Here is a 16,250-nt window from a genome sequence, read left to right as displayed (position 1 = left end):
TTTCCATGGATCTCAATCTCAAGGGCAAGGTTGCGCTGGTCACCGGCGGCGCGCGCGATGTGGGGCGGGAGATCTCGCTCGCCCTCGCCGCCGAGGGCGCGACGGTTGCGCTGAACTACCGCAATTCGGCCGAAGAGGCGCAGGCCGTGGTCGACGAGATCCGCGCGCTGGGCGGCGAGGCGAAAGCCTACAAGGCAGACGTGGCCGACTTCGCCGCGGTGAAGGGGATGGTCGAGGCCATCGTCACGGATTTCGGCGGGCTGAACATCGTGGTCAATAATGCCGGCCTCGCCATCCGTCAGCGGTTCACCGACTCCACCGAGAAGGAGTGGAAGGCGCAGATCGATACCTGCCTCTATGGCGCCATCCATCTCGCTCACGCGGCCGTCCCGCATCTGGAGAAGGCGGGCGACGGGCGTCTCATCGCCATCGTCGGCGATTCCTCGCGCGTGGGCGAATCCGGCCTCGCCATCGTCGCGGCGGCGCGGGCGGGCACCATCGCCCTCATGAAGTCGCTGGCCCGGGAACTGGGCCGCAGCGGCGTGACGGCCAACACGGTCTCCCTGGGTCTCGTCGAGACCGCCCACGACCGCTCGTGGGTGGAAGCCAATCGCGACAAGCTCACCAAATTCTATCCGCTGCGCCGTCTCGGCCAACCGGAGGACGTCGCGCCCACAGTGGCTCTGCTTGCCTCGCCGAAGGGATCGTGGATCACCGGCCAGGTGATCTCCATCTCCGGCGGCTTCTGCATGGTGTGACGACAGCCGCGCACAAGAATGCGGTGATCGAAGGGGAGGAATCGATGCTCAAGGCGGAACTGATCGCTCCGGTGCCGGAGCTGTTGCGGCGGCATGCGACGGAGCGGGGCGCGAAGGTCGCGTTCCGCGACGCCCGGCGATCGGTCACATATACCGATCTGGAGCGGCGCACGGCGAACCTTGCCGGGCATCTCGCCGGCCTTGGCGTCGGTCCCGGGGATCGCGTTGCGATCCTGCTGCCGAACAGCGTTTCCTGGGTTGAGGCCTGCCTCGCCATCGTCCGGGCCGGGGGCGTCGCGGTGCCCATCAGCGCCGAGGCGGCGCCCGGCGAAGTCTCCTACCGTCTGTCAGACGCCTCGTGCCGGATCGTCATCACCACCGCTGCCCGCGCGGAGATGGTGGAGGCATTGCGGGCCGAGGCCCCCAGCGTCGCCGGCCTGCTGCTGGTCGACGCCCCGGCCGGGGACCTGCGCAGCTTCGAGACGCTGGCGGAGCTGCCGTCGGCCGCGCCCCCGCGCGATGCCGCGGATATCGATGCGGCGTCCTTCATCATCTACACCTCGGGGACGACAGGTCGCGCCAAGGGCGTGCTGCTGACCTGCCGCAGCATGTTGTGGGTGACGGCGGCCTGCTGGAGCCCGGTGGTGGGGCTCAGCAGCGAGGACAATGTGCTCTCGCCGCTGCCGCTGTTTCATTCCTACGCGCTCAACTTCTCCGTCCTGTCCATCCTCGCAACCGGCGCGAGCGAATACATCCTGGACAAATACTCGACGCGCGAGGCCATGCGGCTGATCGAGACGGGCGAATTCACCGTCTTCCCCGGCGTGCCCACCATGTTCCATTACCTGATGGAGGCGGCGCAGGCGGAGGGACGCAGCTCCCTGCCGGGACTGCGCGTGTGCGTTTCGGCGGGAGCCATCATGCCGGCGACACTGAACACCGCCTTCGAGGGCGCGTTCGGCGTGCCTCTGCTGGATGGCTACGGCATCACAGAAACCTCCACCATGGTGACGATGAACGCGGCCTCGTCCTCGCGCGTCATGGGGTCGTGCGGTCTGCCCCTGCCGGGCGTCGCGCTGCGCATTGTCGATCCCGCGAGCCTGCGCGACCTTGATGCCGGCGAGGAGGGCGAGCTGATCGTGCGGGGGCCGAACGTGATGCTCGGCTATCACAACAAGCCGGAAGAGACGGCCAAGGCCCTGCGCAACGGCTGGTACCACACCGGCGATCTCGCCCGCGCCGACCGCAACGGCTTCGTCACCATCACCGGCCGGCTGAAGGAGCTGATCATTCGCGGCGGGCAGAACATCGCCCCGGCGGAGATCGAGGAGGTGGTGCTGCTATTCTCCGGTGTGCTCGACTGTGCTGTGGCGGGTGTCGCCCATCCCCAGCTCGGCGAGGTGCCGGCATTGTATGTGGTGCCACGCGACTCCAGCTTCGACGCGGACCTGCTGCTCGATCACTGTCGGCATCACCTTTCGTCCTACAAGGTGCCCCACGTGGTTCATCAGGTGGACGAGATTCCGCGCACCGGCTCCGGAAAGATCATCCGCTTCCGGCTGAAGGAGATGGTGCAGCCGTTGCCCTGAACAGGCGGCATCAGACCTTCCCGCGAAGAAACGGGCGCCGGTTCCTAAGGAGCCGGCGCCTGATCCGTTGCCGGGGGGGCGCAGAGGAGGCTGTTTCAGGTGGAAGCGGCCACCCTCGCGGCTTGCACCAGCCGGAAGAGCCGATCCGGCGTCACCGGCAGCGTGTCGATCTCGATGCCGAGGGGCGCCAGCGCGTCCGACACCGCATTGGCGATGGCGGCCGGTGCACCGATGGTGCCGCCTTCACCCATGCCGCGGAAGCCACCGATGTTGTTCGGCAGTTCCGCCTCCACATGCAGGATCTCGATCTCAGGCATGGTGCTGGCGATGGGCACGAGATAGTCGGCGAGGCTGGCGGTGAGCAATTGCCCGCCCTCGTCGTGCACCACCTCCTCCAGCAAAGCGGCGCCAATGCCCTGCGCCACCGCCCCGTGCACCTGCCCGTCCACGATCAGCGGATTGATGATGCGTCCGCAATCCTCTGCGACGGCGAAGCGCGTCACCGTGACGGCAAATGTAGCGGGGTCGACCTCCACCATGGCGAGGTGGGTGGAGGCGCAGGCCGTGCCGAGATAGGGGTCGTAGCTCTCGGAGGCGACGAGATCCTCCCGCTGCTCATGCGGGATCCTGCCCATCTGCGCATAGACCGCGTGGGCGACCTCCCGGAAAGTCATCGTTGCATTGGAGGAGCGGGCGCGGATGACGCCGCCTTCGGCCTCAAGGTCCTCCACCGGAACATCCATGAGGAAGGCGGCGGCCTTCAGCACCTTCGCCTTCACCACGCGCGCGGTCTTGGTGGCGGCGCCGCCGCCGAGCACCGCCGAACGGCTGGCATAGGTGCCTGTGCCCATGGGCACGAGGGCGCTGTCGCCGTGCTGGATCTCGATGTCCTCCATGCGGCAGCCCAGTTCATCGGCGACCACCTGGGCGAGCGTCGTCTCCAGCCCCTGCCCGTGGGACGAGATGCCGAACGCGGCGGTGACGGCGCCGGTGGCGTCGATGCGGATGGAGGCGGTCTCCGTGCCGGTATTGATCGGCATGCCCGGTGCAACGGCGATACGCGAGCCGATGCCCGTCAGCTCCGCATAGCTCGCGAAGCCGATGCCGACCCAGCGGCCCTCCGCCCGCGCCGCTTCGCGCTGGCGCACGAGGGCCGGGTAGTCCACCAGATCGCACACGCCCTCCAGGCATTCCTGGAAGGCGGAGCGGTCCCAGATGATGCCCGAGCCGGTGCGGTAGGGAAATTCCTCGGCTGTCACCAGATTGCGGCGACGGATCTCCGCCGGGTCCACGCCGAGCTTGCGCGCGGCCATGTCCATCAGCCGTTCCATGGCGAAGGTGGAGGAGGGGCGGCCGACGCCGCGATAGGGGCCGGTGGGCGGCTTGGGGGTGAGCACGCCGCGCACCCGGCCGCGATAATGCTCCATGCGGTAGGGGCCGGGCAGGAAGCTCACCACCTGCACGGGCTCCAGCGCGCCGGTCCATGGGTAGATCGAGTAGGCGCCGATGTCGCCGATCACGTCCGCCCGGAGGCCGAGCAGCCGCCCGTCCGCATCCACCGCCAGCTCCGCCTTGATGGTTTCGTCGAAGGCCTGGCTCATGGCGGTGAGGTCTTCCATGCGGTCGGCGACGAACTTCACCGGCCGCTCCAGCTTGCGCGCGAGCACGCAGACCAGCATCTCCTCATGGTTCAGCGAGCCCTTGCCGCCGAAGCTGCCGCCCACGTCGGGCGCGACCACCCGCACCCGATTGCCCGGAAGGTCGAGGCAGGCGCCGAGCACATCGCAGATGATGCCGGGGATATTGGTGGAGGAATGCAGAGTCAGCGCCTGCCGCCTTCGGTCCCACTCGGCGAGGTAGGAGCGGGTTTCCATGGGCATGGGCGTCTTGCGCGTCATGCGGAAGCGTCCCTTCACCACCACTGCCGCGGCGGCGATGGCTGCATCCACGTCGCCGCGGGCGAAGGTTCGGGAAATGATGACGTTGGTGCCGGCCTCCTCGTGGAGGAGGGGAGCGCCATCCGCCGCCGCTTCGTCCTGCGCGACGGCGACGGACAGCGGCTCGTAATCGATGGAGATGAGCTCCAGCGCATCCTCGGCGGCGTAGCGGCTCTCGGCCACCACCGCGACCACGGGCTCACCCACATAGCGCACCTTGCCCTCGGCGAGGGGACGGAAGGGCGTCGCGTAATAGCCCTTCATGCGGGAGGTGGGGATGGCCGGCTGGAAGTCACCTGCGATGTCACGCGCATCGAAAATGGCCACGACTCCCGGCACCGCGAAGGCTTCGCCGACATCGATGGACCGGATGCGCGCATGGGGCTGGTCGCTGCGCAGCAGAGCCACGTGCAGCAGGCCCTGCGGGTCCATGTCGTCCACATAACGGCCGGAGCCGGTGAGCAGGCGCGGGTCCTCGGTGCGTTTGATCCGCTGGCCGACCAGCCTGGGGCGCATCTCCACTGAAGCGTCGAAGGCGGTCATGTCAGCGGCCCCCGTTCGCGCGCCAGCTCTCGCACCGCCTCCACGATGTGCTGGTAGCCCGTGCATCGGCAGATGTTGCCGGACAGCGCCTCCCGGATCGCGTCGTCGCTTTCCAGAGCGTGGTGGCGCAGCATATCGGTGATGGTCATCAGGAAGCCCGGCGTACAGAAGCCGCATTGCAGGCCGTGGTGATCGCGGAACGCCTGCTGCACCCTGCCGAGATCGCCCATTCGCCCCACCCCTTCCACCGTCTCGATGGTCGCGCCGTCCGCCTGAATGGCGAGCGTGAGGCAAGAGCGGGCGCTGCGCCCGTCCAGAAGAATGGTGCAGGCGCCGCACACGCCGTGTTCGCAGCCTACGTGCGTGCCTGTCAGGCCGAGCTCGTGGCGCAGGAAATCGCTGAGCAGCAGGCGCGCGTCCACCGCCCGGGTATGTGTAAGCCCATTGATGGTGAGCGTGATGGTGACTGCATCTTGCATCAGGCTGCGTCCCCGTCCGTCTCGCGGGCGCGACTCCATGCATCGGCAAGCGCGCGGCGCGCGAGGGCACCAGCGAGGTGGCGGCGATAGTCGGCGGAGGCGCTGAGATCGGAATTCGGTTCGATGGAGGCTTGCAGGCGGGTCACCGCCTCGTCGAAGGCCGCAGGCGTGCCTTCGCGTCCCTCCAGAGCCGCTTCCACCTCGTTGAACCGGATGGCCGTGTCGGCGATGCCCATCATGGCGATGCGCACATCGCGCATCCGTCCATCCACCCGCCTCATGAGCACGGCGACGGCCGCCAGCGCATAGTCGCCGTGCCGGCGCGAAAACTCCTCGAAGGCCCAGCCTGTGCCGTCCTGCGGAATGGCGAGGTCGACAGCCGTGACCATCTCGTCCGGCTCCAGCGCGGTGGCAAGGGATCCTGTGAGGAAGTCGCGCGCCGGCATGGCGCGGGCGCCGCGCGGCGAGGCGATATGGATGGTGCCGTCGAGCAGCAGCGTCATCATGGGCATCTCGGCGGCGGGGTCGGCATGGCACACGCTGCCGCAGAAGGTGCCGCGGTTGCGCACCGTGAGATGCGCCACATGCTTCATGGCGGCGTGCAGCACCGGGATATGCCTCGCCACCAGCGCATCCTCGGCGGTCATGCGGTGGCGCACCAGCGCGCCGAGCCGCAGCGCGCCGGCTTCGAGCGTGATGCGGTCGAGGTCGGGGATGCGGTTGATGTCCACCAGGACCGACGGCTTCACGAGGCGGAAATTCATCATGGGCATGAGGCTCTGCCCGCCCGCGAGCACCTTGCCGTCGCCGCCCGCGCCAGCAAGCGCCTCCACCGCGTGGGCGATGGTCTCGGCGCGAACATAGTCGAACCGGGCGGGCTTCATCGGCGCATTTCCGGCATGTCGGTTTCCGTTCCCTAGTGACTTGCATTATTAGACTATGTTAATCGGTGTCAAGCTGCCCGGGCCAGAGGCGGCATGCGCGGTTTAAGGACGTAAGGGAGCACCACGCCATGAAGATCAAAGCCGCGGTCCTGCGCAGCATGGGCGCGCAGATGCCTTACGCGCAGAGCCATCCGCTCCATATCGAAGAGGTGGAACTCGATCGGCCGGGCCGGGACGAGGTGCTGGTGAAGATCGCGGCGGCGGGCCTCTGCCATTCCGACCTGTCCGTCATCAACGGCAGCCGTCCGAGGCCCATGCCGATGGCCATCGGCCACGAGGCGGCGGGCGTGGTGGTCGAGGCGGGCGATGGGGTGGACGATCTCAAGCCGGGCGACCACGTGGTCATGGTGTTCATGCCCAGCTGCGGCCATTGCCAGCCCTGCTCGCAGGGCCGGCCGGCCCTTTGCGAGCCGGGTGCGGTGGCCAACGGCAAGGGCGAGCTGCTCACCGGCGCGATCCGGCTGCACGAGGGCGCGGAGACCATCCATCATCATCTGGGATGCTCCGCCTTCGCCGACCATGCGGTCGTGTCGCGCCGCTCATTGGTCCGGATAGACAAGGATGTCCCCCTCGACGTCGCCGCGCTGTTCGGTTGCGCCGTGCTGACGGGGGTCGGCGCAGTGGTGAACACAGCCCGTGTGCAGGCCGGCGAGACGGTGGCTGTGGTCGGGCTTGGCGGCGTGGGCCTCGCCGCCGTCCTCGGCGCTCTGGCGGCGGGCGCCGCACGGGTGGTCGCGGTGGACCTGTCGCCGGAAAAGCTTCAGCTCGCCAAGGACCTCGGCGCCACCGGGGTCGTGGATGCACGTGCTCCCGATGCCATCGAGCAGGTGCGGGCGCTCACGGGCGGCGGCGCGGATTTCGTGTTCGAGTTCGCCGGGTCAGCGCGGGCGCTTGAGAATGCGTACAAGATGACAAAGCGCGGCGGCACCACCGTCACCGCCGGCCTGCCGCCGCCGGATGCCGTGCTGCCGGTGAACATCGTGAGCCTCGTCGCGGAAGAGCGCACAGTGAAGGGCAGCTATATCGGCACCTGCGTGCCGGTCCGCGACGTGCCGCGCTACATCGAGCTTTACAAGGCGGGCCGTCTTCCCGTGGACCGCCTGATGAGCGGGCGCATCTCCCTCGAAGACATCAACGAAGGCTTCGATCAGCTGCATGACGGCTCCGTCGTGCGTCTCGTCGTGGACTTCCAGGGCTGAGAGGGCGCAATGACCGACAAGAACTCCGCCGCGACGCTCGGCCTCGCGGATCCGAGCCTCTTCCGCGAAGCCAACCTCATTGGCGGCGAATGGGTGTCCGCGGCGAGCGGCGCGACGATCGCCGTCACCAATCCGGCGGATGGCACGCTCATCGGCCATGTGCCCGCGCTGTCGCGCCATGAAGTCGCGCGGGCCATCGATGTGGCCCACGCCGCGCAGAAGAGCTGGCGGGCGAGGACCGGCAAGGAGCGCGCAGCGATCCTGCGGCGCCTGTTCGATCTGATGATGGCGAACCAGGACGATCTCGCCCGCATCATGACCGCCGAACAGGGCAAGCCCTTCGCCGAAGCCAAGGGCGAGATCGCCTACGCGGCCGGCTTCATCGAGTGGTTCGCCGAGGAGGCGAAGCGCGTCTATGGCGACACCATTCCCGCTCCCCTGCCGGGCCGGCGCATCATCGTGCAGAAGGAGCCCATCGGCGTCTTCGCCGCCATCACGCCCTGGAATTTCCCCTCGGCCATGATCACCCGCAAGGCCGGGCCGGGCTGGGCCGCCGGCTGCACCGGGGTGATCCGTCCAGCGAGTGAGACCCCTTTCTCCGCCCTCGCGCTGGGTGTGCTGGCCGAGCGCGCGGGCCTGCCGGCCGGTGTGTGCAACATCATCACCGGCCCCTCTTCCGAGACGGGCAAGGAGCTGTGCGAGAACCCCCTCGTGCGCAAGCTGTCGTTCACCGGGTCCACACGCGTGGGCGCACTGCTCCTCGCCCAGTGCGCGCCGACGGTGAAGAAGACCAGCATGGAGCTGGGCGGCAACGCGCCCTTCATCGTCTTCGACGACGCCGACCTTGATGAGGCGGTCAAGGGCGCCATGGCCTCCAAATATCGCAACACCGGGCAGACCTGCGTGTGCGCCAACCGTTTCCTGGTGCAGGCCGGCGTCTACGACACCTTCGCCCTAAAGCTGGCCGATGCGGTGGCGCGGCTGAAGGTCGGCCCCGGCATGGCGGAGGGCGTCACCCAGGGGCCGCTGATCAATGCCGCCGCCGTCGCCAAGGTGGAGGAGCACATCGCCGACGCGGTATCGAAAGGCGCCCGCATCGTCGCCGGCGGGCGGCCTCATGCCCTCGGCCACAGCTTCTTCGAGCCGACGGTTCTGGCCGACGTGTCGAAGGATGCGCTCATCTTTTCGGAGGAGACATTCGGGCCGGTCGCTCCGCTGATCCGGTTCGAGACGGAGGCCGAGGCGATCGCGCTCGCCAACGCCACGGAGTTCGGCCTCGCGTCCTACTTCTACAGCCGGGACGTGGGCCGCATCTTCCGCGTGGCGGAGGCCATTGAGGCGGGCATCGTCGGCATCAATGAGGGGCTCATCTCGACCGAGGTCGCGCCGTTCGGCGGCGTGAAGTCGTCGGGGCTCGGCCGTGAGGGCTCGAAATACGGCATCGAGGACTATCTGGAGATCAAATACCTCTGCCTCGGCGGCATCGACACGCCAGCCTGAAGCGGACGGGAGATACGCACATGGACATGAGTGGCGAACAGCGCATTCCGGCCCCCCGCGAGGTGGTCTGGCAGGCTCTCAACGATCCCGAAGTTCTGAAGCTTTGCATCCCGGGCTGCCAGGAACTGGTGAAGAGCTCCGACACCCAGATGAGCGCGAAGGTGGTGCTCAAGGTGGGGCCGGTGAGCGCGCGGTTCGAAGGCGCGGTGACACTCTCCGACCTCGATCCGCCGAACAGCTACCGCATCAGCGGCGAAGGACAGGGCGGCATGGCAGGCTTCGCCAAGGGCGAGGCGATGGTGCGCCTGGAGGCGGATGGCGACGGGACAATATTGCGCTACGAGGTCGAGGCCCAGGTCGGCGGCAAGCTCGCCCAGCTCGGCGCACGGCTCATCGACGCGACGGCGAAGCAAATGTCCGGAGCCTTTTTCAAGCGCTTCGCCCAGGAGATCGTCGCGCGCCGGGAGGGAGGGCAGGGGGATGCGCCAGCCTCGCCTGCGGTGTCCGGGATGGCGGCCAGCGCAAAACCCCATGCTATCCCATCGCCCGGGGTCTTTCCCGCCGCGATACCCGGGCCTCAGACAGGGGCAGGCGCAGTCCGTCTCGCTGGCCTCGGCATCGTCGCTGCTGCGCTCGTGGCTTCGGTCTATTTTCTGTCCGGATCCATGGTCAGAGGGCCAAACGGTCTAATCGGCGCCTCTCCCGACTTCGTCGCGGCGGTGATCCTCATCCTGACCGCAAGCCTAGGCTACCTCTTCGGCCGCCTCCACGGCGTTGTGACGACCGTCGTGACCATCAGGCGAGACGAAGGGTGAGCCCTCGCAATTGACCATATAGCCCGGACGGGCACGAACCTCTCTCTCGGCCGGCGCACGGCCTGGAACTCCTGATTGTGTGGCGGTCGCACGCTTTGCGCATTCCCGCTCCGGGGAGAGGATGCTCATGCGCGTTTCGTCAGGACTCCCGCAGCCGGCCGCAGGCCATCAAAGACGCAATCGGCGAGGGTCCCCGCCCACTCGGGCGTCAACGGAGCATGGGGGACAAGGATGCGGTACCAGATCGGCCCGTAGAGGGCGTCGATCACCACATCGAGATCGACGTCGGCGCGCAATTCGCCATTGGCCACGCCGCGCAGCAGGGCCTTCTTCGCCTCTTCCCGACGCGGCAGAACATAGCCGTCGAGGAGCGCCCGCAATGCTTCAGGGTCGCTCTGGCCCTGCGCGACCAGAGCGGAAATGGTGCGACCCACCTTCTGTCCGTAAACCTCGGCTACACGCATCATCTGGCTTTTCACGTCGGCGACCGCCGAGGCCGTCGCCGGATAGCCGATCTTTTGGGCAGTCTCCGCGAGAAAGCCGGCGATCGCCAGGGCCCCGCGGTTCGGCCACCAGCGGTAGATGGATGAGCGCGCGGTACCCGAACGGGTTGCAACGGCGTCGATCGTAAACCCCGAAAGTCCTTGCTCTTCGAGCAGCTCATTCGCGGCCTTCAGGATCGCGATCTTCACCTCATCACCTTGCGGGCGACCGCGGCGGCGAACGGTTTTATTGTTCGTGCTCAAATTTTGACGTCCATCATGGAGATTTTGCCCAGATTATCGCCCGGTCCTGAACTTGACAATCAACCGGGCTGATTAAAACTACACACTGTCGCTTTTATCCGGATCCAAGGAGCGAAGCCCACGGTGTGCGTCGGCCGGCGCCGCCTTCCTGTGAAGCCCCGAAACCGCCTGCACATGCGCAGGCATACGCAAACACAGCGAGGAAGCGCAATGACTGGCGTGCTCAGCCCCGAACAGGTCACGCATTTCAATTCCGAGGGATATCTCTGTCCGGTCCGGGCCATCGGCGCGGAAGAGGCCCGCGCCTATCGCAATAAAATCGAAGATTTCGAGGCGAGCTCCGGCGAAGAGGTGAACAAGCGCCTCAAGATCAAGGCGCATCTCGCCTTCCCCTGGCTCGTGGAATTGGCACGGCATCCGCGCATCGTGTCGGCCGTCCAAGCCATCCTCGGACCGGACATCCTGCTCTTCGGCTCGTCCGCCTTCGCCAAGAATGCGCGTGATCCGCGCTTCGTCTCCTGGCATCAGGATTCCGCCTATTACGGGCTGAACCCGCACCAGGAAGTCACCGTCTGGCTCGCTCTCTCACGCGCGAGCCGGGAGAGCGGCTGCATGAAGGTCATCCCGAAGAGCCACCTCGGCCCGGACCTCGTCCATGAAGAGACGTTCGATGCCGACAACCTCCTGGCACGCGGCCAGAAGGTGACGGTGGACGAGAGCCTCGCCGTCGACATGCCGCTCGAGCCGGGCGAGTTCTCCATGCATCACGAGCGCACGGTGCACGGCTCGCCCGCCAACATGTCCGATGATCGGCGCATCGGCATCGCCTTCTTCTACATGCCCGCCCATTGCCGCTCGATGCTGGGGCGCCGTTCAGCGCTGCTCATCGCCGGCGAAGACCGCCATGGCCATTGGGATCGCGACCCCGAGCCGCGTTTCGACCTCGACCCCGACAGCCTCGCCTTCATGGAGGAAGTCTGGGCGAGCTACCGCGACGACGCGACGACCGTTCAGGCCGCGCGCCTCGCCTGACCCTCGGCCCCGGCCGTGCCCCCTCCGGCCGGAGCCTCAGCCATCTGGAAGCCGCGTCCGTCTGCCCCTTGAAACCGAGAGCGCATTCCATGAAAGCCAGCATCCTTTTCAGCACAGCCTTGTCCCTTCTCTGCGCCGCCCCCGCTTTGGCCGATCCGGTCAAGGTAGGCGTCATCCTGCCCCAGACCGGCGTCGGTGCCGTGCTCGCCAAGCAGATGCAGGCGGCCATCGAGCTCGCCGTCGCCCACGAGGGCGGGAAGCTCGGCGGCCAGCCGGTGGAATTCATCTGGAGCGACAGCCAGGGCAAGGCAGATGTGGCCAAGCAGCTGGCGGACGAGATGGTGAAGTCGAAGCGCGTGGACTTCCTCGTGGGCCCGGTCTTCTCCTCGGAGATGATGGCGGTGCATGGCGGCCTCGCCCGCACCGATGCCTTCGTGATCTCCCCCATTTCCGGACCGGCGCCCATCGCCGGCAAGTCCTGCTCTGCGAACTTCTTCAACGTGTCGTCGCAGAACGACCAGCAGGCCGAGGCGCTCGGCGCCTATCTGGAGAAGCTCGGCGTCAAGCGCGTCTACGTCATGACGGTCAACAACCAGGCCGGCAAGGACATGGTTTCCGGCTTCAAGCGCAACTTCAAGGGCGACCTCGTGGGCGAGGTCTACACGCGCTTCGGCCAGGTGGACTTCGCCGCGGAACTGAGCGCGCTGCGCACCGCCGCCCCTGAAGCGACCTTCATCTTCTATCCCGGCGACATGGGCGTGCAGTACGTGAAGCAATACGCCCAGGCGGGCCTTGCGAAATCGACGCCGCTCTACACCGTGTGGACCGTGGACCAGGCGACCCTGCCCGCGGTCGGCGACGACGCCATCGGCGTGCGCTCAGGCAATGTCTGGAGCGTGGACCTGCCCAATGCGGCGAACGCCCGCTTCGTCTCCGATTTCAAGCAGAAGAACGGCTTCCTGCCCAACGACTACGCCGCGCACGCCTACGATTCCATCCTGCTCGTCTCCAGCGCGGTCAAGGCCGTGGGCGGCGATATGAGCCGGAAGGACGACATCCGCAAGGCGCTGCAGAAGGCGGACTTCGCCTCGAACCGCGGCAAGTTCGCCTTCAACACCAATCACTTCCCCATCGAGGATTATTATGTCCGTGAAGTGGTGAAGGGCGAGGATGGAACTCTCGTCACCAAGACCGTCGAGAAGGTGATGACCGACGCCAAGGATGCTTATTACCAGGACTGCCCGCTGAAGTGATTGCGGATCATCTTGAAGATAACTCCTGACACAGCGGGACGGCGGTCATGCAACTCCTGTTCGTCGAGCAACTCCTGAACGGGGTCCAGCTCGGGGTCATTCTGTTCCTGATGGCGGCGGGGCTCACGCTCACCTTCGGCATCATGAACCTCGTGAACCTCGCGCACGGCTCGCTGTTCATGCTCGGCGCCTATCTGGGCATCTCCTTCGCGCTGGTCATGGGCTCGTTCGCGGCCGGGTTCGTGGCGGCAGGGATCGCCACCTTCGTCATCGGCCTGATCCTGGAAAGGCTGGTGATCCGGCATCTCTATGCCCGCAGCCACCTCGACCAGGTGATGTGCACCGTGGGCCTCGTCTATGTGCTCAACGAGGCGACGCGGATGGTGTTCGGGCCGGAGCCGCTGCACGCGCCCATCCCCGCCTTCCTGACCGGTTCGGTGGAGCTCATTCCCGGCGCGCCCTATCCTGCCTACCGGCTGGCGATGATCGGTGCCGGCCTTGCCATCGCAGGCCTGCTTTATGTCCTCATCGGCCGAACGCGGATGGGCATGCTCATCCGCGCCGGCGCCAGCAACCGCGTCATGACGAGCGTTCTGGGCGTCAATATCGGGGCCATCTATGCCGTGGTGTTCGGTATCGGCGCGGCGCTGGCTGGCTTCGCGGGCTATATCGCGGCGCCCATCCTCACCGTCTATCCGGGCATGGGCGACAACGTCCTGATCCTGGCGCTGGTGGTACTGGTCGTGGGCGGCATGGGATCGGTGAAGGGGGCCTTCGTGGCGGCCCTGCTGGTGGGCGTCATCGACACCATCGGCCGGGCCTATCTGAAGGATCTGATGGCGCTGGTCCTCTCGCCGGTGGCCGCCAACACGGTGGCGCCGGCGCTGGCCTCCATGCTCATCTACATCCTGATGGCGGTGATCCTGTTCTTCCGGCCGCAGGGGCTCATCCCCGCCGCCGGTCTGCGCCGGCCCGAAGCGCCGCCGGAGGCGTCCGACATCGGCCCCAACGGCCCCGGCCTCCTGGCGCGCTGGCGCGTTCCAGCCATCGGTCTCCTCTGCGGCGGCTCCCTTTTGCTGCCGCTGGTGGCGGGGATCGCCGACCAGCCGTTCTGGGTAGACATCGGGCTGCGCGTCATCATCTTCGCCATCGCCGCGCTGAGCCTCGATCTCGTCCTCGGCCAGACCGGGCTGGTGAGCTTCGGGCACGCGCTCTATCTCGGCATCGGCGCCTATGTGGTGGGCATCCTCGCGGATGCCGGGGTCGAGAGCGGATTCGTCCAGTGGCCGCTGGCGATGGCGATCTCGGCGCTGCTGGCCGCGGCGCTGTCGGTGGTGGCGTTGCGTACCTCCGGCACCTTCTTCATCATGATCACCCTCGCCTTCGCGCAGATGATGTTCTACGGCGCCTCCAGCCTGTACGACTATGGCGGCGACGACGGCATGCACCTCGCCGTGCGGAGCACCTTCGGCGGACTGGTGGATCTCTACGATTCCCGGCAGTTCTATTATCTGGCCCTCGCCCTTCTGGTGGTGCTCGCAGGCCTCAACATCCGCCTCGCGCGGGCGCGCTTCGGCATGGTGCTGAAGGGCATCCGGATCAACGAGCGGCGCATGGAGGCGGCGGGCTTTCCCACCTTCCGCTACAAGCTCGCCGCCTGCGTGGTCTCGGCGGCGGTCTGCGGGCTCGCGGGCGCGATGCTCGCCAATGCGGCGGAGTTCGTCGGGCCCCAATATATGGACTGGACCCGCTCGGCCGAGCTGATGATCATGGTCGTGGCCGGGGGCCTCGCGACCCCGTTCGGTGCCATCATCGGCGCGCTGGCCTACCTTGGCATCGAGAAGTATCTCTCCGATCTCACCATCCACTGGCGGCTCGCCTTCGGCGCGCTGCTTATCCTCCTCGTCTTCCTCGGCCGGGGCGGGCTCAGCGCGCTGTTCGCGCCGGGCGCGGTGCGGCAGGCGGTTCCGGCGCACAAGGGATCATTCCGATGGGCAAGACCCTTCTTCAGACCGCGGGCGTGACCCGCAGGTTCGGCGGGCTCAATGCCGTCGACGGGGTGGATTTCGAGATCGCAGCGGGCGAGCTGGTTGCGGTCATCGGGCCCAACGGCGCGGGCAAGACCACCTTCGTCAACCTGCTCTCCGGCGCGCTCAGGCCCGACGCGGGCACCGTGACATTCGAGGGGCGGGACATTTCCCGCCTGCCGATGGATGCCCGCGCCCGGCTCGGGATTGCCCGCTCGTTCCAAATCGCCAGCATTTTCCCCGAACTAAGCGTCTTGGAGAACGTCGCGCTCGCCGCCCAGGCCCACGCCGGGCACAGCTTCCATTTCTGGCGGGAGGTGGCGGACGAGGCCCCGCTGCGCCGCAAGGCACAGGCGCAGCTCGCCGCCCTCGGCCTCTCGGACTGCGCCGACCGTCCCGCGTCCCAGCTCTCCCATGGCGAGAAGCGGCTGCTGGAGATCGCCATGGCCCTCGTTGTGGAGCCGCGGGTGTTGCTGCTGGACGAGCCCATGGCCGGGCTCGGCATCGCCGAGGCGCGCCGGATGATCGACTTCATCGCCGGCCTCAAGGGGCGGTTCAGCATCCTGCTGGTGGAGCACGACATGGAGGCGGTCTTCAGCCTTGCCGATCGCGTCTTCGTCCTCGCCTCTGGCGCTCGGGTCGCGGACGGGCCGCCGGAGGTGGTGCGCTCCGATCCACGCGTGCAGCTCGCCTATCTCGGCGGCGAAGGGGAGGACCTGTGATGCTGGAGCTGCGGCAGGTGGAAGCGGCCTATGGCTCGAGCCGGGTGCTGTTCGGCGTGGATCTTGCGATCGCCGAGGGCGAGGTGGTGACGCTGCTGGGTCGCAACGGCATGGGCAAGACCACCACGGTCAACGCAATCATGGGCCTTGTCTCCCTCACCCAGGGCGACATCAGCTTCCGGGGCGCGCGCATTTCCGGGCTGCCGGCCTACAAAGTGGCCCGCAACGGCCTCGCGCTGGTGCCGGAAGGACGGCAGGTGTTTCCCAACCTGACCGTCGAGGAAAACCTCGTCGCCACGGCGGCGAACCGCGGTAAGGTGCCTGCGCCGTGGACCCTTGAGGCCGTCTATGGGTTGTTTCCTGCGCTGGAACCGCTCGCCCGCCGCAGTGCGGGTCTCCTCTCCGGCGGCGAGCAGCAGATGCTCTCCATCGGCCGGGCGCTGATGACCAATCCTGGTCTTCTCATCCTCGATGAGGCGACGGAGGGCCTTGCCCCCCGCATCCGCAGCGAGATCTGGGATGCGCTGGTGCGCATCCGGGAACGCGGCCAGTCCGTTCTGGTGATCGACAAGAACATCGACATGCTTTGCCGCTTCGCCGACCGCCACCACATTCTGGAGAAAGGGCGGATCGTGTGGAGCGGCAGCTCCCAGGCGTTTATGTCTGATGAGGCCCTGCGCATGCGCTTCCTCAGCGCCTGACGGCG

At 67.2% G+C, this 16,250-nt stretch carries 14 protein-coding genes and 1 pseudogene; 11 read left to right on the top strand and 4 right to left on the bottom strand.

What is annotated here, in order from left to right; genetic code table 11:
- Positions 1–5: 5 nt before the first annotated feature.
- Positions 6–758: an SDR family NAD(P)-dependent oxidoreductase gene (locus tag ACT535_RS14530; RefSeq protein WP_476364939.1), complete on the top strand. Its 753-nt coding sequence runs from the start codon at positions 6–8 to the stop codon at positions 756–758.
- A gap of 44 nt (positions 759–802) precedes the next feature.
- The gene (locus ACT535_RS14525) at positions 803–2,347 is read left to right on the top strand and encodes a class I adenylate-forming enzyme family protein (RefSeq protein ID WP_476364938.1); all 1,545 of its coding nucleotides are present in this window, start codon (positions 803–805) and stop codon (positions 2,345–2,347) included.
- 95 nt (positions 2,348–2,442) lie between these two features.
- Here the strand turns inward: ACT535_RS14525 and ACT535_RS14520 are convergent, their stop codons facing one another.
- From ACT535_RS14520 to ACT535_RS14510, 3 genes are read right to left on the bottom strand one after another with little or no spacing between them, the layout of a single operon-like run.
- Complete coding sequence (locus tag ACT535_RS14520; protein ID WP_476364937.1) at positions 2,443–4,827, bottom strand: xanthine dehydrogenase family protein molybdopterin-binding subunit; 2,385 nt, start codon at positions 4,825–4,827, stop codon at positions 2,443–2,445.
- Positions 4,824–5,306 carry a (2Fe-2S)-binding protein gene (locus ACT535_RS14515; RefSeq protein WP_476364936.1) on the bottom strand — a complete coding sequence of 161 codons (483 nt, stop codon included), beginning with the start codon at positions 5,304–5,306 and terminating at the stop codon, positions 4,824–4,826. The genes ACT535_RS14520 and ACT535_RS14515 overlap by 4 nt, the downstream gene beginning before the upstream one ends.
- On the bottom strand, positions 5,306–6,190 hold the full coding sequence (locus ACT535_RS14510) for an FAD binding domain-containing protein (protein WP_476364935.1): 885 nt from the start codon (positions 6,188–6,190) through the stop codon (positions 5,306–5,308). The genes ACT535_RS14515 and ACT535_RS14510 overlap by 1 nt, the downstream gene beginning before the upstream one ends.
- 128 nt (positions 6,191–6,318) lie before the next feature.
- On the opposite strand from ACT535_RS14510, the gene ACT535_RS14505 reads away from it, so the two are divergent.
- The 3 genes from ACT535_RS14505 to ACT535_RS14495 are packed head-to-tail and all read left to right on the top strand — an operon-like array spanning position 6,319 to position 9,764.
- Complete coding sequence (locus ACT535_RS14505; RefSeq protein ID WP_476364934.1) at positions 6,319–7,449, top strand: zinc-dependent alcohol dehydrogenase family protein; 1,131 nt, start codon at positions 6,319–6,321, stop codon at positions 7,447–7,449.
- Between the two features lie 9 nt (positions 7,450–7,458).
- Positions 7,459–8,949 (top strand): NAD-dependent succinate-semialdehyde dehydrogenase, encoded by a 1,491-nt coding sequence (locus ACT535_RS14500; RefSeq protein WP_476364933.1) that lies wholly within the window; start codon positions 7,459–7,461, stop codon positions 8,947–8,949.
- A 20-nt stretch (positions 8,950–8,969) separates the two neighbouring features.
- The gene (locus tag ACT535_RS14495) at positions 8,970–9,764 is read left to right on the top strand and encodes an SRPBCC family protein (protein ID WP_476364932.1); all 795 of its coding nucleotides are present in this window, start codon (positions 8,970–8,972) and stop codon (positions 9,762–9,764) included.
- A gap of 125 nt (positions 9,765–9,889) precedes the next feature.
- On the opposite strand, the gene ACT535_RS14490 is transcribed toward ACT535_RS14495, so the two are convergent.
- On the bottom strand, positions 9,890–10,510 hold the full coding sequence (locus ACT535_RS14490; RefSeq protein ID WP_476364931.1) for a TetR/AcrR family transcriptional regulator: 621 nt from the start codon (positions 10,508–10,510) through the stop codon (positions 9,890–9,892).
- Between the two features lie 210 nt (positions 10,511–10,720).
- Between ACT535_RS14490 and ACT535_RS14485 the strand changes: the two genes are divergently transcribed.
- From ACT535_RS14485 to ACT535_RS14460, 6 genes and pseudogenes are all read left to right on the top strand, one after another.
- Positions 10,721–11,542, top strand: a complete 822-nt coding sequence (locus ACT535_RS14485) for a phytanoyl-CoA dioxygenase family protein (RefSeq protein ID WP_476364930.1) — start codon at positions 10,721–10,723, stop codon at positions 11,540–11,542.
- 89 nt (positions 11,543–11,631) lie between these two features.
- Positions 11,632–12,795 carry an ABC transporter substrate-binding protein gene (locus ACT535_RS14480; RefSeq protein ID WP_476364929.1) on the top strand — a complete coding sequence of 388 codons (1,164 nt, stop codon included), beginning with the start codon at positions 11,632–11,634 and terminating at the stop codon, positions 12,793–12,795.
- A gap of 47 nt (positions 12,796–12,842) precedes the next feature.
- A pseudogene (locus tag ACT535_RS14475) lies at positions 12,843–13,751 on the top strand (branched-chain amino acid ABC transporter permease); the annotation flags it as partial.
- 129 nt (positions 13,752–13,880) lie between these two features.
- On the top strand, positions 13,881–14,819 hold the full coding sequence (locus ACT535_RS14470; protein WP_476365099.1) for a branched-chain amino acid ABC transporter permease: 939 nt from the start codon (positions 13,881–13,883) through the stop codon (positions 14,817–14,819).
- Positions 14,786–15,544: an ABC transporter ATP-binding protein gene (locus ACT535_RS14465; protein ID WP_476364928.1), complete on the top strand. Its 759-nt coding sequence runs from the start codon at positions 14,786–14,788 to the stop codon at positions 15,542–15,544. The genes ACT535_RS14470 and ACT535_RS14465 overlap by 34 nt, the downstream gene beginning before the upstream one ends.
- Positions 15,544–16,245, top strand: coding sequence for an ABC transporter ATP-binding protein (locus tag ACT535_RS14460; RefSeq protein ID WP_476364927.1), 702 nt, complete (start codon positions 15,544–15,546; stop codon positions 16,243–16,245). The genes ACT535_RS14465 and ACT535_RS14460 overlap by 1 nt, the downstream gene beginning before the upstream one ends.
- The last annotated feature ends 5 nt before the right edge of the window (positions 16,246–16,250 follow it).

This window comes from Xanthobacter sp. DMC12 (assembly GCF_056314105.1).
Note: the sequence above shows the minus strand (reverse complement) of the source record. Positions and strands in the feature narration are given on the sequence as shown.